Origin of the sequence: Pantoea sp. S18, assembly GCF_045689705.1 — a bacterium.
Taxonomy (GTDB): domain Bacteria; phylum Pseudomonadota; class Gammaproteobacteria; order Enterobacterales; family Enterobacteriaceae; genus Pantoea; species Pantoea symbiotica.
Window position 1 is genome coordinate 535,747 of record NZ_CP142688.1, and the last position, 16,770, is coordinate 552,516.

At 59.0% G+C, this 16,770-nt stretch carries 13 protein-coding genes; 5 read left to right on the forward strand and 8 right to left on the reverse strand.

The window, feature by feature from the left end:
- The first annotated feature begins 183 nt into the window (after positions 1-183).
- Positions 184-1,359: an Obg family GTPase CgtA gene (gene cgtA / locus VIJ98_RS02375; RefSeq protein ID WP_008104343.1), complete on the forward strand. Its 1,176-nt coding sequence runs from the start codon at positions 184-186 to the stop codon at positions 1,357-1,359.
- 40 nt (positions 1,360-1,399) lie between these two features.
- Here cgtA and VIJ98_RS02380 read toward each other — a convergent pair whose 3' ends face one another.
- Genes VIJ98_RS02380 through VIJ98_RS02400 form a run of 5 tightly spaced genes read right to left on the reverse strand, consistent with a single transcriptional unit; the run spans position 1,400 to position 6,256 of the window.
- On the reverse strand, positions 1,400-1,816 hold the full coding sequence (locus VIJ98_RS02380; protein WP_154181731.1) for a hotdog fold thioesterase: 417 nt from the start codon (positions 1,814-1,816) through the stop codon (positions 1,400-1,402).
- Positions 1,817-1,819: 3 nt separating this feature from the next.
- Positions 1,820-2,578 (reverse strand): 2,3-dihydro-2,3-dihydroxybenzoate dehydrogenase, encoded by a 759-nt coding sequence (gene dhbA / locus VIJ98_RS02385; RefSeq protein WP_154154497.1) that lies wholly within the window; start codon positions 2,576-2,578, stop codon positions 1,820-1,822.
- Positions 2,575-3,429 (reverse strand): isochorismatase, encoded by an 855-nt coding sequence (locus VIJ98_RS02390; protein ID WP_091003749.1) that lies wholly within the window; start codon positions 3,427-3,429, stop codon positions 2,575-2,577. The genes dhbA and VIJ98_RS02390 overlap by 4 nt, the downstream gene beginning before the upstream one ends.
- Before the next feature lie 18 nt (positions 3,430-3,447).
- Positions 3,448-5,064 (reverse strand): (2,3-dihydroxybenzoyl)adenylate synthase, encoded by a 1,617-nt coding sequence (locus tag VIJ98_RS02395; RefSeq protein ID WP_323272068.1) that lies wholly within the window; start codon positions 5,062-5,064, stop codon positions 3,448-3,450.
- A 10-nt stretch (positions 5,065-5,074) separates the two neighbouring features.
- Positions 5,075-6,256 (reverse strand): isochorismate synthase, encoded by a 1,182-nt coding sequence (locus VIJ98_RS02400; RefSeq protein WP_323272070.1) that lies wholly within the window; start codon positions 6,254-6,256, stop codon positions 5,075-5,077.
- Between the two features lie 176 nt (positions 6,257-6,432).
- Here VIJ98_RS02400 and fepB point away from each other — a divergent pair, with 176 nt between their 5' ends.
- On the forward strand, positions 6,433-7,398 hold the full coding sequence (gene fepB / locus VIJ98_RS02405) for a Fe2+-enterobactin ABC transporter substrate-binding protein (protein ID WP_323272072.1): 966 nt from the start codon (positions 6,433-6,435) through the stop codon (positions 7,396-7,398).
- Here the strand turns inward: fepB and entS are convergent.
- A complete protein-coding gene (gene entS, locus VIJ98_RS02410; protein ID WP_323272074.1) occupies positions 7,393-8,643 on the reverse strand; it encodes an enterobactin transporter EntS in 1,251 nt (416 codons plus the stop codon). The two genes, fepB and entS, sit on opposite strands and share 6 nt — an antisense overlap.
- A 141-nt stretch (positions 8,644-8,784) precedes the next feature.
- Between entS and fepD the strand changes: the two genes are divergently transcribed.
- Genes fepD through VIJ98_RS02425 form a run of 3 tightly spaced genes read left to right on the forward strand, consistent with a single transcriptional unit; the run spans position 8,785 to position 11,551 of the window.
- Positions 8,785-9,774, forward strand: coding sequence for a Fe(3+)-siderophore ABC transporter permease (gene fepD / locus VIJ98_RS02415; protein WP_258144460.1), 990 nt, complete (start codon positions 8,785-8,787; stop codon positions 9,772-9,774).
- Entirely contained in the window at positions 9,771-10,754 is a 984-nt protein-coding gene (fepG, locus tag VIJ98_RS02420; RefSeq protein ID WP_258144462.1) for an iron-enterobactin ABC transporter permease, read from the forward strand. The genes fepD and fepG overlap by 4 nt, the downstream gene beginning before the upstream one ends.
- Complete coding sequence (locus VIJ98_RS02425) at positions 10,751-11,551, forward strand: ATP-binding cassette domain-containing protein (RefSeq protein ID WP_323272077.1); 801 nt, start codon at positions 10,751-10,753, stop codon at positions 11,549-11,551. Before fepG ends, VIJ98_RS02425 begins: the two co-directional genes overlap by 4 nt.
- Before the next feature lie 80 nt (positions 11,552-11,631).
- Here VIJ98_RS02425 and VIJ98_RS02430 read toward each other — a convergent pair whose 3' ends face one another.
- Together VIJ98_RS02430 and fes are read right to left on the reverse strand one after the other, a co-directional pair.
- The gene (locus tag VIJ98_RS02430) at positions 11,632-15,543 is read right to left on the reverse strand and encodes an enterobactin synthase subunit F (protein WP_323272079.1); all 3,912 of its coding nucleotides are present in this window, start codon (positions 15,541-15,543) and stop codon (positions 11,632-11,634) included.
- The gene (gene fes / locus VIJ98_RS02435) at positions 15,528-16,757 is read right to left on the reverse strand and encodes an enterochelin esterase (RefSeq protein WP_323272081.1); all 1,230 of its coding nucleotides are present in this window, start codon (positions 16,755-16,757) and stop codon (positions 15,528-15,530) included. Before fes ends, VIJ98_RS02430 begins: the two co-directional genes overlap by 16 nt.
- Positions 16,758-16,770 lie beyond the last annotated feature (13 nt).

The following is a 16,770-nucleotide window of genomic DNA, read 5'->3' on the forward strand; positions in this document are numbered from 1 at the left end:
TTTTTACATTCTGCTACTGAGCTTGCTGGATAACAGTTACGCTTTAGCACAGTTGTTGTACAATTTATGTACTCTTGGCTTTGCCAATCTTGTATTATCCGCCGTCGGTCAGCGCAGAAGACCCTGGCGGACCCGTTTGCGGCCTGCAAGCTGCCGTGAACGACAGCGTGACGGAGAAATAAAATGAAGTTTGTAGATGAAGCGACGATCCTTGCGGTCGCGGGTGATGGCGGCAACGGTTGCGTAAGCTTCCGCCGTGAAAAATATATTCCAAGAGGCGGCCCGGATGGCGGCGACGGCGGCGACGGCGGCGACGTATATCTGTTGGCGGATGAAAACCTCAACACCCTGATCGATTATCGCTTTGAAAAGTCTTTCCGTGCCGAACGTGGCCAGAATGGCCAAAGCCGTGATTGCACCGGTAAACGTGGTAAAGACATCATCGTTAAAGTGCCAGTTGGTACCCGCGTCATTGATCAGGGTACAGGTGAAACGCTGGGCGACATGACGCGTCATGAGCAGAAGCTGATGGTGGCGAAAGGCGGCTGGCATGGCCTTGGTAACACGCGCTTTAAATCCTCTGTTAACCGTTCCCCGCGTCAAAAAACCATGGGAACACCGGGCGAGAAGCGTGACCTGCAACTAGAACTGATGCTGCTGGCTGACGTTGGTATGCTGGGTCTGCCGAATGCCGGTAAATCGACCTTTATTCGCTCGGTTTCCGCGGCGAAACCAAAAGTTGCGGATTATCCGTTTACTACGCTGGTGCCAAGCCTTGGCGTAGTCCGCATGGACAACGAAAAGAGTTTTGTTGTCGCTGATATCCCTGGCCTGATTGAAGGCGCAGCGGATGGCGCAGGCCTGGGTATTCGCTTCCTGAAGCACCTTGAGCGTTGTCGCGTGCTGTTGCACCTGATCGATCTTGCCCCAATCGATGAATCTGATCCGGTCGAAAATGCCCGCATCATTCTCGGCGAGTTGGAGAAATACAGCGATAAACTTTTCCAGAAGCCGCGTTGGTTAGTGTTCAACAAATGTGACCTGCTGAGCCGCGAAGAAGCGGAAAGCCGTGCCAAAGCGGTAGTGGAAGCATTAGGCTGGGAAGAAAAATATTACCTAATCTCTGCGGCTAGCCATGATGGCGTGAAAGATCTTTGCTGGGATGTGATGAGCTTTATCATCGAAAATCCAAAAGAAGCCGAAGAAGAAGCTAAAGAGCCAGAGAAAGTGGCCTTCATGTGGGATGATTATCATCGTGAAGCCATGGAAACTGCGCAGGAAGTGGAAGAAGACGACGATTGGGATGACGACTGGGACGAAGAAGACGACGAAGGCGTCGAAATCATTTACCAGCGTTAATCGCACAAAAAAGCGGCCAGAAGGCCGCTTTTTTTATGTCTTAACCCAGCACCGCCACCGTCAATCTCGAGGTGCAGCACAGCTGATCGCGGGCATTACGAATCTCGATCTGCCAGCTTTGATTACGCGCACCAAGGTGTAGCGGGCGGCAAATGCCGTGCACTTCACCGCTGCTCACCGCGCGATGGTGGCTGGCGCTCACCTCAATGCCCACCACGCTTTTGCCTTCTTCGATGCTGAGATACCCGGCGATCGATCCCATCGACTCCGCCAGCACCACCGAAGCACCGCCGTGCAGCAGGCCAAACGGCTGCTGCGTGCGAGTATCCACCGGCATGGTGGCTTCGAGGTAATCTTCGCCGATGGTGGTAAACACAATACCAAGGTGCGCCACCAGCGAGTTCTCACCCATCTTATTCAGCGTTTCAAGATCGACCGATCGTTTCCAGATTGCCATCACTTAGGATCCTAGCGTTGCTCCACCGTCGACCACAATATCCTGCAGTACTACGTGGCTGGCAAGATCTGAAGCGAGGAACATCACGTTCGCGACGATCTCCTGCGGTTTAGCGATCTTGCGCAGCGGGATCCCCAGCTTGTACTGATCCGGGAAACCATTAATCATCTCCTGTTCGGCTTCTGGTGTATGCCACAGGCTGCGTTGCATATCGGTATCGGTGGAACCTGGCGAGACGATATTGCAGCGCACGCCGAACGGCGCCATCTCTAAACCCACGGTCAGACACAAGCTGCGCAGTGCGGCTTTGGAAGCGCCATAAGCGGACATGCCAAGACGCGGTGCATGCGCGGCATTGGAGGCGATAGTGACAATCGCGCCCGCCCGCTGCTGGCGAAACACCGGCAAGGTTTGCTGGAACATGTTGAACGCGCCGCCGGCATTCACCGCCAGACACGCTTGCCAATCTTCGAACGACAGTTCGTCGGTGCTACCAATACGCAGGATGCCGGCACCGTTCACCAGCACATCGAGACGTGGCTGGTCCGCCAGCAAACGCTGACAAACCGCTTTCACCTCGGCGGCGTTCGCTACATCCAGCACCTGCGTGGCGAACGGATAATCGGTTTGATCAAAACGCAGATCGAAGCCAATAACCTGCGCGCCCGCCTGATGGAAGCTCAGCGCGGTGTGATAACCAATCCCTTTGCCCGCGCCGGTCACCCAAACGATCTTTCCGCTAAAATCGAACGTCGCACTCATTTAGTCGGCACCCTTGATAACAGCGCCCACCAGCCATCAATGGTCGGATTTTTTGCCAGACTGACGAAGTCGATGTCGCTGTGCACCTGGCGCCAGCGCGCCGCCAGCGCCATTACGCGTACCGAATCCAGACCGTAATCGATTAGGTTCTCGTCATCTGCTGGCACATCGTCATCTTCCAGCAGCGGCAGAATCAGCGCACGCAGATCATCTTTGCTCAACGGCAGCGGCATCAGATCGGCGGTCATTACCACTTTACCGCTGCGACCCGCAGTGTAAGTCAGCGCCATCATGTGCTCTTCACGCGTGAAGTCGGCCAGCGCATCCGCCACCATAAATGGCTGGATATTACGCATAAAGGCGTCAGTCGCGGTGGTCAGGCAGCCGATATGTGCGTACACACCGGTGATGATCAGCTGATCGCGGCCCATCTCCTGCAGGATCGATTCCAGCGGTGATCGTACGAAAGCGCTATAACGCCATTTGGTCAGAACCTGGTCGTCCTGATCCGGTGCCAGCGCATCAACGATCTTCTGTTGATCGGGATGTTTGTTCAGGCCCGGTCCCCACATGTCGTTAAGCAGCGCGCGATCGGCATCGCTCTGCTCGTTCGGCTGAGCGGTGTAGAACACCGGAATGCCCTGCGCTTTGCAGTAAGCACGCAGGCGAGCGATGTTTTCCACCACCTGATTTACCAGCGGGCTGTTCTCGCCCCAGAAATTAAGGAAATAAGCCTGCATATCGTGAATCAGCAGCGCGGCGCGCTGAGGTTCAACCGCCCACTTTACTTTGTTAGTTGGCAGTTCAGTCGCTGCAGGCAGCGCATAAGAGTTCAGTTTTGGAATAGCCATTACAATCTCCGGAACAGGTCAGGCTTGCGCTTGTTGATCGGCAAGCTGTTGGCGTAAACGTTTTTTATCCACCTTGCCGACAGGCGTAAGCGGCAGGGCATCTACGCAGGTAATACGGTCAGGTAATTTGAACTCGGCCACGCCCAGTTCGCGCAGGTGACGACGCAGCGCCACTGCTTTAATCGGTTGGCTGGCGACAATAAAGGCGCAGCTCTTTTCACCCATCAGTTCGTCGTTCATCGACACCAGCGCGGCGTGGATGACATCTGGATGGCGCTGTAGCAGATTTTCAATCTCTTCCGCAGCGATCTTCTCGCCACCGCGATTGATCTGATCCTTTTCGCGCCCTTGCACGGTGATGTAGCCCTGGGCGTCGATCTCAATCAGATCGCCCGAACAGTAAAATCCGTTGGCGTCAAAGCTGGCGGCGTTATGTTCCGGGCTCTTGTAGTAGCCACGGAAGGTATAAGGTCCGCGCGTCATCAGGCGGCCGATGGTGCCGGTAGGCAGCGCATTGCCCTGTTCATCGGCGACCCACACTTCATCGTCTTCAGAGATCGGGCGGCCTTGTGTGGTGAGAATAATTTTCTCATCGTCACCAAAGCGGGTGTAGTTCACCAAACCTTCGGCCATGCCGAACACCTGTTGCAGCTGACAGCCGATTTCGCGCTGAATACGTGCCGCCAGGGTTTCGCCCAGTTTGGCGCCGCCCACCTGAATACGCTGCAGTGAGGCCAGCTGTGTATTGCTGCCCCATTCCTGAATCGCCTGTAACCACAAGCTCACCGCCGGCGGCACCAAACCGGTATCGGTGACCTGATGCTTCTCGATCAGCGGGAAACAGAGTGTGGCGCTGGGATCGGCGGCCAGAATCACCTGACCACCGGCATAAAATACGCCGAGCGAGCCCGGTGAGCTCATAGCGAAGTTATGCGGTGCGGGCAGGGCGATGAGATAGCGCGTATCGGCGGTGACTTCACAGATCTCATCGCTGGCGCGAATGCTGTAGTAATAGTCGTTGTGGGTGCGTGGAATCAGCTTCGGCGTGCCGGTGCTGCCGCCAGAGAGCTGGAAAAACGCCACTTCATCGGCGGCTGTTGGCGTGGCGACGAAATCACCCGCAGCTTCCGCCATCAAGGATTCCAGCGTGTTTTCCGGCTGATTGTCATTACGCAGAATCACCTGTTGCAGTGAAGGCTGCGCATCGCATAGCGTGCTGATAAAGCTATCGTCAGCAAACAGTGCATGGGTGCGATCGGCAATCAGCAGCTTAGGTTCGATCTGCGCCGCATAGGCGCTCAGCTCGGTACGCTGATGGCTGAACAGCGCGAATACCGACGCCACGCCGAGCTTAAACAGCGCAAATACCGTGACATAAAAATCAGCCACGTTGCCAAGCTGCACCAGCGCCGTATCGCCGTTTTGCAGGCCACGACGCTGCAGCGCGGCGGCCAGATTGCTGCTCAGCACATCCATTTCGCGATAGCTGATTTGACGATCGCCATCAATCACCGCGATGGCATCGTTGTGCTGATGACGCGCCAAAATATCGGTCATCGGCACATCCAGCCAGTAACCTTTTTCGCGGTAGCGCGCAGCCAGATCGTCCGGCCAGCGAGTATAGGGAATGCTCATGCTCTTTCCTTTATTGCAGTCCAAAGGCGCGCAACATGGTGTCCAGCTTCACGCCGGTTTCACGCCACTCTGATTCGGGTTGGGAGTCGGCGACAATGCCCGCGCCAGCAAACAGGCGCACGCGCGTACCCTGTACGGTGCCGCAGCGGATAGTGACGACCCATTCGCCGTTGCCTTGGCTATCGCACCAGCCGACGATGCCGCCAAACAGTTGGCGATCAAAAGGTTCCAGCTGCTGAATGAGCTGCTGTGCGCGCTGATGCGGGAAGCCGCTCAACGCTGGCGTTGGATGCAGCAGGCAAGCCAGCGACAGCGCATTTTCGCGCTCATCCTGCACTTCACCGTCAATTTGCGTGGCGAGATGCCACAGCGTGGCGGTGGTGATCAGCGATGGAATAGTTGGCACCGACAGCAAACGGCTGCGCGGCTGCAAGGTGTCGCGCATCGCATCGGTCACCAGTTTGTGTTCATGACGATCTTTGCCGGAGTCCATCAGCGTATCGCCCGCAGCACGATCCTGTTGAGCATCGTCATGATTACGCCGCGCCGAGCCCGCCAGCGGACAAGAGCTAAAATCGCGCCCCTGTTTGCGCAGCATCAGCTCCGGACTGGCGCCAATCAGCGCACCGCCTTGCGGCAGCGGCAGATGGAAATGGTAGCTGTTGGGATTCTGCGCAATCACGCGCTGCATCAGTGCGGCTGTATCAACCGGTTGTTCGGTGACGATATCCATCAGACGCGACAGCACCACTTTATCCAGATCGCCGCGCTGCGTGGCCGCCACCGCATCGGCCACCATGGTGGTAAATACGTCGTGGTCCGGTATCGCTGCGCGGCGACGCACCTGCGGCAGATCGCTGACGTTTTGCGGCAGCGCGCTTTGCAGGTCGGCGCGGTTAAACGTCTGATAGGTTTCAGGAATAAACAGCGCAGCCGGCTGGCTGACGTCAAACGGGATCGCGCCGACCAGAATCGGATTGTCGATGCCCTGTTTTTTCGCCGTCGCAAAATGCTGACGCAGCTGTTGTTGGAAATCACCGTCCAGCGACGCGGCGTCATGTACCGGCGCGGTAATGGTGGTATAGCATCCTTGCGTTGCCAAACTACGCCACGGCGAGGTAAAGAGGAAACCACGGCTTAGCGCGGAATAATCCTTCAGCCAGGCATTTTCAAACGTGGAAGATTCCACCATAATTTTCACCTATAAATGATAAGATTATTAAGAATGATTATCATTTTTATTATGGGCCTGTAACCTACGTCGATTGGGCAAAGGTGTCAATCCATTCGCGGGATTTCAGCTGCGTTTAAACGTAATCAGACGCTGACGCTAAGCAGGGCAATATGCTAAAAAGTGGACCAAAACTTATGAATAAATGCGGTTTTTGGGGCATTTCAGCCCTTATATGTGTTTTCCAGATTTTCACCAGCATCGCCCATGCCGAACAAGGTTGGCCGCGCACCGTGCAGGGCGCCAACGGATCGATCACCCTCAACCACGCGCCGCAGCGCATTGTCTCGACCAGCGTCACGCTGACCGGCTCGCTGCTGGCTATTGATGCGCCGGTCATCGCGTCCGGCGCAACCGCGCCAAACAGTCGCCTGGCTGACGAACAGGGTTTCTTCCGCCAGTGGAGCGATGTTGCCAAAAAGCAGCATCTTCAGCGTCTGTACATCGGCGAACCGAATGCCGAAGCGGTTGCCGCGCAAGCGCCGGATCTGATCATCGTCAGCGCTACCGGCAACGATTCTGCCATCAAGCTCGCCGAACAGTTCTCGGCTATTGCACCGACGCTGGTGGTCAATTACGACGACAAAAGCTGGCAGGATGTCGTCACGCAATTAGGTCAGGCCACCGGTCACGAAGCGCAGGCGGCACAGCGCATCAAAGCCTTCGACGATCGCGAAGCGGCACTGAAAAATGCCATTACGCTGCCACCGCAACCGGTTTCCGCCATGGTGTGGAACGGCGGCGGACGAGCGGTCAATCTGTGGACTGCAGCCTCGGCGCAAGGCAAGCTGCTGGAACAACTTGGCTTCACCCTGGCAGCGCCACCGGCGACGGTTGAGCAGGGCCACAGCATGGGACAACGCAAAGACATCATTCAGCTATCGGGCGAAAGCGTTGCCAGCGGCCTGACCGGGAAAACCTTCCTGCTGTTTGCCGCTGACGATAAAACCACGCAATCGGTGCTAGGCAATCCGTTCCTCGCGCAAAACGCTGCGGTACAGAACAAGCAGGTGTACGAGCTGGGCGTCGATTCTTTCCGTCTCGATTACTACAGCGCCAGCAATCTGCTGGCGCGTCTGGAAAAGCTGTTCGTTAAATCATGATGCCTGTTCCGCCAGCTCCGGCGCTGGCGGATGGTAACGACGTAAACGGCCCATCACCAACCACATCAATATGCCGAGCAGCGCCGCCGCAAAGCCAAATACGGCGGCGGCCTGCGGTGGCAGCAACCATGAACCCATCGCACCAATCACCGCCGCACCAATCGCATCGCCGGTCACGTTCTGCGCGGTCCACAAGCCGTTGATACGGCCTAACAGATGATCCGGCGTTAATGCCTGAATCATCGCGTACTGCACCAGACTGTTGATGGCGCTGAAGTAACCGAAGGCGACTAAACAGGCGAGCGCCAGCAGCAGGTTCGGCATCAGGCTAAACAAACCCAGCGCGATAAACGCCGCAATCGCGCTGCCGAGCACCAGCTGTCCGGGACGCGCGGCGTGTTTCAGTTTACCGCTGGTGAATGCGCCGATCGCCGCACCAAGCGGCACAGCGGCGTACATCAGGCCAAGCTGGTCCGCGCTTACTGACCAATGCGGCGCGAGGGATGGATAGAGCACGCGCACCGCGCTGGCCAGCGTCACTAATGCGCCAATCAGCGCCACCATACCGACAATCGGGCTGGCGAAAAGAAACTGCACGCCAGCGGCGAGGGATTTCAGCGGATGTTCACGCGGCTGCGGCGGAGGCGGCAAGGTCGGCAATTTCAGCAGCGTTAACACGGTAAGCAAAGTGCCGAAGGCGGCGAGGGCGTAGTTCCAGGTTACGCCGCCATGCGCAATCACCAGACCGGCAATCGCTGGCGATAAAATCGAGCCGAAGCGCACCGTCAACATGGTGATCGCGCCCGCCTGCATAATGTTTTCCCTGCCGACCAGCGCGGGCGTCGCCGCCAGCAGCGCGGTCACGCCAATCGCGCCGAAAAAGCCATCCCAGAAACCGAGCAGATAAACCGCGATCAAAGAGGGTTCTGGCAGCGCGGCGTTGATGGCGAGCGCGATAAAACCTAAGCCGCAGGTCGATCGGGCAAACAGAATCAGCTTTTTGCGTTCATGGCGATCCGCCAATACGCCGCCGGTGAGCAGGCCGATAAACATGCCCGCAGCGGCCAGCGTCACCGCCAATCCCACCAGCAGCGGTGAATTTGTCAGGTGCTGGATCTGCACCGGCACCGCCACGGCGAGCATGCCGAGTGCGACAATCGAGATAAAACGCGCGATAAACACCGCGCGAAAAGCCGGATGGGTTTTCAGCAGCGAGAGATCGATAAAGTGGGAAGATTTGTTCATGTGTTCGCCTTATTGCACCAATTTTCCTCATCGTCCGCGAGGCGAGTCATGGTAACATAGCTAAACGCGAGTAATAACGATAACCATTATCAAGTTACATCGCGCATGCGACGACGTTGAACAGTGAAGGTTTAGAACGCTATGCGCCAGATTCGTGCATTAGCAGGCTCAGGGATTCTGCTCTTGCTCCTCATCGCGCTCAGCTTAATGCTGGGGGCAAAATCGATACCGCTTCCCGATGTTTATCATTCGCTTACCACCTCCTGTAACAGCGCGGAGTGCGTCATTGTGCGTGACGCGCGCCTGCCACGTACGCTGGCCGGTTTACTGGCGGGCGTGGCGCTGGGCATTGCTGGTGCGTTGATGCAGAGCCTGACGCGCAATCCGCTGGCCGATCCCGGCATTCTTGGCGTTAACGCCGGAGCCGGTTTCGCGGTGGTGATTGGCATTGCGCTGTTCGGTGCTGACTCGCCGGTGGATTGGCTCGGCTTCGCCTTTGGCGGCGCGCTGTTGGCTTCCGTGCTGGTGGCGATGACCGGCGCGATTGGCGGCGGGCGCGTCAATCCGGTGCGTCTGACGCTGGCCGGCGTGGCGCTGGGCGCGGTGCTGGATGGATTAACCTCTGGTCTGTCGCTGCTTAATCCTGACATCTACGATCATCTGCGCTTCTGGCACAGCGGTTCGCTGGATATTCGCAACTTCTCTACGCTGCGCACGCTGTTCCCGGCGGTGCTGATCGGCAGCGTGGTGGCCATTGCGCTGTCGCAGGCGCTGAACAGTTTGAGTATGGGCGGCGACATGGCGACCGCGCTCGGTACGCGAGTGGCGCGCACCCAACTGCTTGGCCTGTTGGCGATTGCGCTACTGTGCGGCGCAGCCACGGCGGCGGTGGGCCCGATTGCCTTTGTTGGTTTGATGACGCCGCACTTTGCCCGCTGGCTGGTGGGCAACGATCACCGCTGGATGCTGCCCGCGACCGCGCTGGTCACGCCGATTCTGCTGCTTGCCGCCGATATTCTTGGCCGCCTGCTGGTGGCGGGCGAGCTGCGGGTTTCCATCGTTACGGCGATGCTCGGTGCGCCGATGCTAATTGTGCTGGTGCGCCGTAAATTGGGTCGGGGTGCATTATGACGCGTCGTGTCTGGCTTCATACGCTTTGGCTGCTGTGCGCCTGCGCTCTGCTTGCCTGGCTGGCGATGACGCGCGGCGCATTGCAGATTAGCGGTGAACAGATCTGGCAAATTCTGCTCGGGCAGGGCGCCAGCAACGTCAAACTGATCGTGCTGGAGTGGCGCTTGCCGCGTGTGCTGATGGCGCTGTTGATTGGTGCGGCGTTAGGCATCAGCGGCGCGATTTTCCAGTCGCTGCTGCGCAATCCGCTCGGCAGTCCAGACATTCTTGGCTTCAACACCGGCGCTTACAGCGGCGTGCTGGTGGCGCTGGTGCTGTTCAATCAAAGCGTCACAGCGATGACTGGCGCAGCGTTGATTGGCGGTATTGCCACGGCGGCGCTGGTTTATCTATTTGCCTGGCGCAACGGCGTGGAAACCTTCCGCCTGATTATCGTCGGCATCAGCGTGCGAGCGCTGCTGATGGCGTTGAACTCATGGCTGATTATCAGCGCTTCGCTGGAGTCGGCGCTGAGTGCGGGCTTGTGGAGCGCCGGATCGCTCAACGGCATTACCTGGGCGAAAACGCCGCCGGTGATTGTGGTGCTGCTGCTGGCGTTACTGCTGATGGCGCTGCTGGCGCGGCGGATGCGGTTGCTGGAGATGGGCGACGATACCGCCTGCGCGCTTGGCGTGCCGGTGGAGCGCAGCCGCATGTGGCTAATGCTGATTGGCGTGGTGCTCACGGCGGCGTCTACCGCGCTGGTTGGGCCGATTTCGTTTGTCGCGCTGCTGGCGCCGCAGATTGCCCGTCGCCTCGGCGGCGGTGTCAAAGGTGCCTTGCCGCTGGCGGCGTTGTGCGGCGCGCTGCTGCTGATTGCCGCAGACTTCGCCGCACAGCACTTATTCCTGCCTTATCAATTACCGGTTGGCGTGATTACCGTCATTCTCGGTGGACTTTATCTGATTGCTTTACTGGTGCGGGAGGCGCGACGCCAATGACCGAGATCCCTTCACGTCTGCGCGGCGATGGCCTGACGCTGGGCTACGATAAAAAGGTGGTGGCAGAGAATCTGTCGGTGGCGATTCCGCAAGGTGAGCTGACGGTGATTATCGGCCCCAACGCCTGCGGCAAATCGACGCTGCTGCGTACACTGAGTCGCCTGCATACGCCGCTGAAAGGTGAGGTGTTGCTGGATGGCGCGGCCATTGCCAGTTATCCCACTAAAGAGGTGGCGCGGCGTCTGGGCCTGCTGCCGCAAAGTTCCAACGCGCCAGCGGGCATTAGCGTCACCGAGCTGGTGGCGCGCGGACGCTATCCGCATCAGGCGCTGTTTGGGCGCTGGCGTGCGGAAGATGAAGCGGCGGTGCAGAACGCGATGCGTGCCACCGGCGTGGCCGATTTGGCGCAGCAGTCGGTGGATACGTTATCGGGCGGTCAGCGCCAGCGCGTGTGGATTGCCATGGTGCTGGCGCAGGAAACGCCATTACTGCTGCTGGATGAACCGACGACCTGGCTGGATATCACCCATCAAATTGAGCTGCTGGAATTGATGCAGGAGCTTAATCAACAGCATGGTCGTACGCTGGTAGTGGTGCTGCACGATCTTAATCATGCCTGCCGCTATGCCACGCATTTGATCGCCATGCGTTATGGCAAGATTGTTGCCGAAGGGAAGCCGTCGGAGATCGTCACGCCCGCGTTGATCGAGCAGGTGTACGGTTTGCGCTGCGTTATTGTGGAAGACCCGGTGGCGCATACGCCGATGATCGTGCCGCTGGGGCGCGGGAGTCATTAAGGAGGTCGCCATAAATGGCGACCCTACAAAATCGTACCGGCCCTGCGTAAGGTCGCCATTTATGGCGACCTTCTTTCAAATTAACCCAGTAACCGCTGCAACAACGGCCCAATCTGCTCAAACATCTGCGGTGAAATGATCTCCACGTGGGCGCAATCCATCGGCCACACTTCCAGTTCTCCGACATACGGCGCCCAGGCGCGGCGCGCATCTTGCCCTGGCTGCTGCGTCTGTTCGGCGAGGAACAGCGTGGCGCGCCCGTTGAAACGGGCGCTGCGTGCCGTTGCCAGCAGGCGCACAGAACTGGCGTAGTTGGCTTCGATGGTATCGAACATCGCACGCATCTCTTCACCGGCCTGATGGCGCTGCGCGGCGATAAACTGCTCGCGCTCGCGATTCACCTCTTCCAGTACCGCCGGGTCCAGTACGTTCTCGCCGCGTTTCTCATCCCAGTTTTGCGTTTCCGGCGGCCAGGTATCCAGCAGGCCGAGGAACGCCACCTCTTCACCTGCCGCTTCCAGCCGTGCCGCGATGCCTTGTGCCAAAGTGCCGCCCAGCGAATAGCCGAGGAAATAGTAAGGTCCATGCGGCTGCACCTCGCGCAGGGTTTGCAGATGGGCGTCGCACACCTCATCCAGATGTGCACTTTGGTTCAGCGGACTGTTGATATCCGGCGACTGAATGCCGACCAGCGACCAGCGCTGATTGAGATAACGTTGCAGAATGCTGAACTGCCAGGCAAAACCCGACGCCGGATGGAAGCAGAACAGCGTCGGTCCGTTGCTCTGACGCAGCGGCAGCACCGCTTCAAAACCGGCTTGCTGATGTGATTGCGTATCACTGAGCAGCGTTGCCAGTTTCTCAACCGTCGAGGCCACCATGATTTGCCCCACCGAGACCGGCTGTTGCAGTTCACGGCGCAACTGCGCCGCTAAGCGCATCGCCAGCAGCGAATGGCCGCCGAGGGCGAAAAAGTCATCCTGCGCGCTGATTTCCTCGCGCGCCAGCAGCTGACAGAAAGCATTGGCTAAGGTGGTTTCCAGCCCGGCGTGCGGGGCACGCCCTGCGCTGATGCCAGCCGATTCCGGCAACGGCAGCGCTTTACGATCCAGTTTGCCGTTGCTGCTGAGCGGGAAGGCATCGAGCTGCACAATTGCCACCGGCACCATATGCGCGGGCAGGCGTTGCGCCAGCGCCTGACGCAGCGCGTCGCTATCAACCGGCTGCTCTGCAATCACGTAGCCGACCAGCTGGCGCGCATCACCTTGCGCCGCTGTGCCGCCAAGTACCACCGCGTGCGTGACCGCCTGTTCAATGCCGGGCTGCGCGCTGAGCACATGATCGATTTCATTCAGTTCGATGCGCTGACCGCGAATCTTCAGCTGATCGTCGCTGCGGCCGAGATATTCCACCGCGCCGTTATCCAGCCAGCGCGCTACGTCGCCGGTAAGATACATGCGTTCGCCGGGCACAAAAGGATCGGCGATAAAGCGGCTGGCGGTGAGATCGGGACGGCCAAGATAGCCATGCGCCAGCTGCACACCGGTTAAGTAGAGATCGCCTGCCACGCCCGGCGGTACCGGCTGCATGCGGGCATCAAGGATGCGCAGGCCGGTATTCCACACCGGAAAACCAATCGGCACGCTGGCACCTTCGACCGCGGCCAATGCATCACCAAACGCCGGATACCAGCTGACATCCACCGCCGCTTCGGTGGGGCCATACAGATTATGCAGCGGCACGCGCGTCAGTTTTTCCCATTCGCGTGATAAATCCGTCGGCAGCGCTTCACCGCTGCAGAACACGTTGCGCAGACTGGCGCAGCAGGCAATCGCCGGTTGATCATCCAGCGCCGCGACAAAGGCCGCTAGCATCGAGGGGACGAAATGTGTGGTGGTGACTTGGTAGCGGGCAAACAACTGCTGCAGCGCTTCCGGATCGCGATGGGCTTCTGGCGGCGCCATCACCAACTGCGCACCGACCAGCAGCGGCCAGAAGAATTCCCACACCGAAACGTCGAAGCTGCTCGGGGTTTTCTGCAGCACCACGTCATCGGCTTGCAGCGGATAGCGATCCTGCATCCATAGCAGGCGATTGACGATGGCTTCATGCCCCACCAGCACGCCTTTAGGGCGGCCGGTCGAACCTGAGGTATAAATGATGTAGGCGCCATCCTGCGGCGTCGGCGCGCTCGCCGGCTGCTGCGCATGTGGGTTGTTATACAGCACATCAAAATGCAGCTGATTGACCGACGCGATGGCGCTGAAGCGTGCGCTGAGCGCCGCGCAGGTGATCAGCGTTTTCGGCGCGGCGTCCTCTAACATCAGCTGTAAACGGTCATCCGGATAACCGGTATCAAGCGGCAAATACGCGGCTCCGAGCGAAACAATCGCCTGCAGCGCCAGCGAGAGCTGCACCGAACGCGGCAGCGCCACGGCGACAATATCGCCATGCTGCACGCCGGCGGCACTGAGATCGGCGGCCAGCGCAAACACCTGCTGCTGCGTCTCGCGGTAGCTAAGCTGATGTTGCGCATCGGCCAGCGCCGGTGCATCGGGCGACCGCGCTGCCTGCTGCGCTAACAGGGAAGCGAGCGTTTCAGCTGGCAGCGGATAGGCGGTTTGGTTGATCGCGGCAATCTGCGCATGCTCTTCGGCGGTGAGCAGATCGAGCTCGCCGCACGGCCGCTGTGGCTGTTGCGCCAGCTGATTGAGCAGCAGAGCAAAACGGCTGGCGTGACGCTGCAAAGTTTGTTCGCTGTAACGTTCGGCATTCGCCAATAGCTCCAGCGTCAGTTCACCGTGCTCGCTGATATAGATGGCGATTTCCAGATCGCGCACCGGCCCGGACGCCAGTTGATGCGTGATGCCTTCCACGCCAGCGAAATCGAGTTGGTAATCAAACATCTTCAGATTGATCACCGGACCGTAAAGCGGATCGCCATCGCCGAGCCGGCCGAGATCGCGCTGCACCTGCTCAGCGTCATAGCGCTGATGACGACGCATCTTTTTCACTTCGCCCGCCAACTGGGCGGCGAGCGCGCTGATCGGTTGCGTTGGATCGTAATGTACCGCCATCGGCAATACGTTGATCACCGGGCCGGTGGCGCACAAGGCGGCCGAGCCGATACGGCGCATAAAGATGAAACCGGCGGCAAAGTCGTTTTGCCCGCTGAGACGCGCCAGCCACAGCGCTACCAGCGCAAAGGCGAGATCGGCGGCGCTGGCGTGCGGATGCTGCTGCACCAGCGTCTGGAAGGTGCTGCGATCCAGCGTAACGCTGTGGCGCAGCAGATCGGTGCTGGCATGTTGTCCGGCGAGCGGCAGCGGCGAGAGCGAAGCTGGTGAAGGCAGCGCCGCGCCTTTTTCGCGCCAGAACTGGCTATCACGCGCAAAGGAGGAGGATTCGCGATAGCGCTGATACTCGTCCACCACTTCGCTAAACGGAATAAACGGCGTCGGTTCAGCGGCTTGCTGCTGTACGGCTGCGGTATAGAGATTGGCGATGCGGCGCGTCAACGCGGTAAAGCTGAAGCCATCCACTACCAAATGGTGATAGCGCTGATACCAGAACCAATGCTGATCGTCGAGACGGAACAGGCGGTGATGCCACAGTTTTGCGCCGCTTAATACGCGCAGATCGCCATTCATCTCGTCACGCATCAGCGCACGCGCTGTGGCGGGCGCATCGGCCTCAGCACGCAAATCGACAATCTGCGGCAGGCTAAAGGATTGTGGCTGCGGCCACTGCAACGCTTCGCCTTCCACTTCGCCAAATGCCATGTTCAGCGTGTCGGCTTCTTGCATACCCGCCACGATCGCCTGGGCCAACAGGGCGCTATCAATCTCACCGCGCAGTTCGACAAAGTGCGCCACTGCGTAAGCGTTGTGGTGCGGTGACAGCTGATCGGCAATCCAGATGCCGGGCTGTGCCGCGACTAACGGCAAGGTTTTTTGGTCGGTCATAGGCATGTTCATCAGAGATTCGGACATGGATGCTCCGGTTTGCTCCACAGCGCTTGCAGGCCATTCAGCAGGCCGCCGCGCCAACAGAGCGCGTCATGGCCGCCTTCCACCGGCTGGTAATTTACCTGATAGCCGGCAGCGCTAAGCTGCTGTTGAAGTTGTTGATTAGCTTGCAGAATCAAGCCTTCGCGTTTGCCGGCTTCGAGCCAGAAACGCAGCGGTTGGCGCGGCGCGAGACCGCTATCCAGCGCCTGCAGCAGCCAGCCGTGCGGATTTCCGCGTTCCGGCCACCAGAAGGACCCGGACAAGCTGAGCGCGTTGCCGAAAGTTTCCGGCCAGTGCAGCGCAGCAAACACCGACGCCAGGCCGCCAAAGCTTTGTCCGGCGACGATGGTGCTGTCCGCCTGCTGGCGATAGGGCGTTGATTGCGCGATTTGCGGTAACAGTTCTTGCTGCATGGCTTGCCAAAACTGCGCGTTGCACGGCAGCTCGCGGCTGCGGTGTTCACTGTCGATGATGTCGATAAACAGATATACCGCTGGCGGCAAAGAACCGGCATCGGTGAGCTGCTGCAGCGGTCCGGCAATTGGCATGCTGTGCGCCCAGAATTGCCCGTCGAGCAAGATGGCCAGCGGACGCTGCGCGGGGTTGGCCTCGCCGGTGGTGTAAATCCATACCTTGCGGCTGTTGCCCAAGAGCGCGCTATCCCATTGCTGCTGTTGCAGTTCAATGGCTGGCGCTGTGCCGTGATCCACCGCTTGCCACAGCTGTTGATTGGGCGCGTGCGGCAGATGCAGCGGCGATACGCCCATACCGCGACCACCGGACCAGCCACGTAAGTGATTCAAAGGATCGGCCTGCGCCGTCGGGAATTTGTCGCGCCACCAGTTGCGCAGTGTGGACATATCGGCAACGCCGGTGAAGTCGGTGGCCTGTTCATCGGGCATCAAACAGTAACTGCCGCGCCAGTTGGCGGGCAGCGAGGTTTGCCAATACCAGACGTTGGTGCCTGCTACACGCATTAACGACTGCGGCGGGCGGCGCTGGTGGTGATCGGTCACGCCGGTAATGTTGATCCACACGCGCTGGGTCGACGATTGCGTTTCATCGCCTTGCGGGTCACGCCAGAAGAAGGTGACCTGACATTGGCCATCGTCTGCTAACTCAATGCGGGGAATGCCTTGGGATTGTTGCGCCTGCCACCAGGCTTCACTGCCGGTTACATCATTTCGCCAGGTCATAGGGCTGCCAGTC

Coding starts and splice junctions, on each gene's coding strand:
- fepG (WP_258144462.1), top strand. CDS start 9,771: ATGACGCGTCGTGTCTGGCTTCATACGCTTTGGCTGCTGTGCGCCTGC.
- VIJ98_RS02425 (WP_323272077.1), top strand. CDS start 10,751: ATGACCGAGATCCCTTCACGTCTGCGCGGCGATGGCCTGACGCTGGGC.
- fepB (WP_323272072.1), top strand. CDS start 6,433: ATGAATAAATGCGGTTTTTGGGGCATTTCAGCCCTTATATGTGTTTTC.
- VIJ98_RS02395 (WP_323272068.1), bottom strand. CDS start 5,064: ATGAGCATTCCCTATACTCGCTGGCCGGACGATCTGGCTGCGCGCTAC.
- fepD (WP_258144460.1), top strand. CDS start 8,785: ATGCGCCAGATTCGTGCATTAGCAGGCTCAGGGATTCTGCTCTTGCTC.
- cgtA (WP_008104343.1), top strand. CDS start 184: ATGAAGTTTGTAGATGAAGCGACGATCCTTGCGGTCGCGGGTGATGGC.
- VIJ98_RS02390 (WP_091003749.1), bottom strand. CDS start 3,429: ATGGCTATTCCAAAACTGAACTCTTATGCGCTGCCTGCAGCGACTGAA.
- entS (WP_323272074.1), bottom strand. CDS start 8,643: ATGAACAAATCTTCCCACTTTATCGATCTCTCGCTGCTGAAAACCCAT.
- VIJ98_RS02400 (WP_323272070.1), bottom strand. CDS start 6,256: ATGGTGGAATCTTCCACGTTTGAAAATGCCTGGCTGAAGGATTATTCC.
- VIJ98_RS02430 (WP_323272079.1), bottom strand. CDS start 15,543: ATGTCCGAATCTCTGATGAACATGCCTATGACCGACCAAAAAACCTTG.
- fes (WP_323272081.1), bottom strand. CDS start 16,757: ATGACCTGGCGAAATGATGTAACCGGCAGTGAAGCCTGGTGGCAGGCG.
- VIJ98_RS02380 (WP_154181731.1), bottom strand. CDS start 1,816: ATGGCAATCTGGAAACGATCGGTCGATCTTGAAACGCTGAATAAGATG.
- dhbA (WP_154154497.1), bottom strand. CDS start 2,578: ATGAGTGCGACGTTCGATTTTAGCGGAAAGATCGTTTGGGTGACCGGC.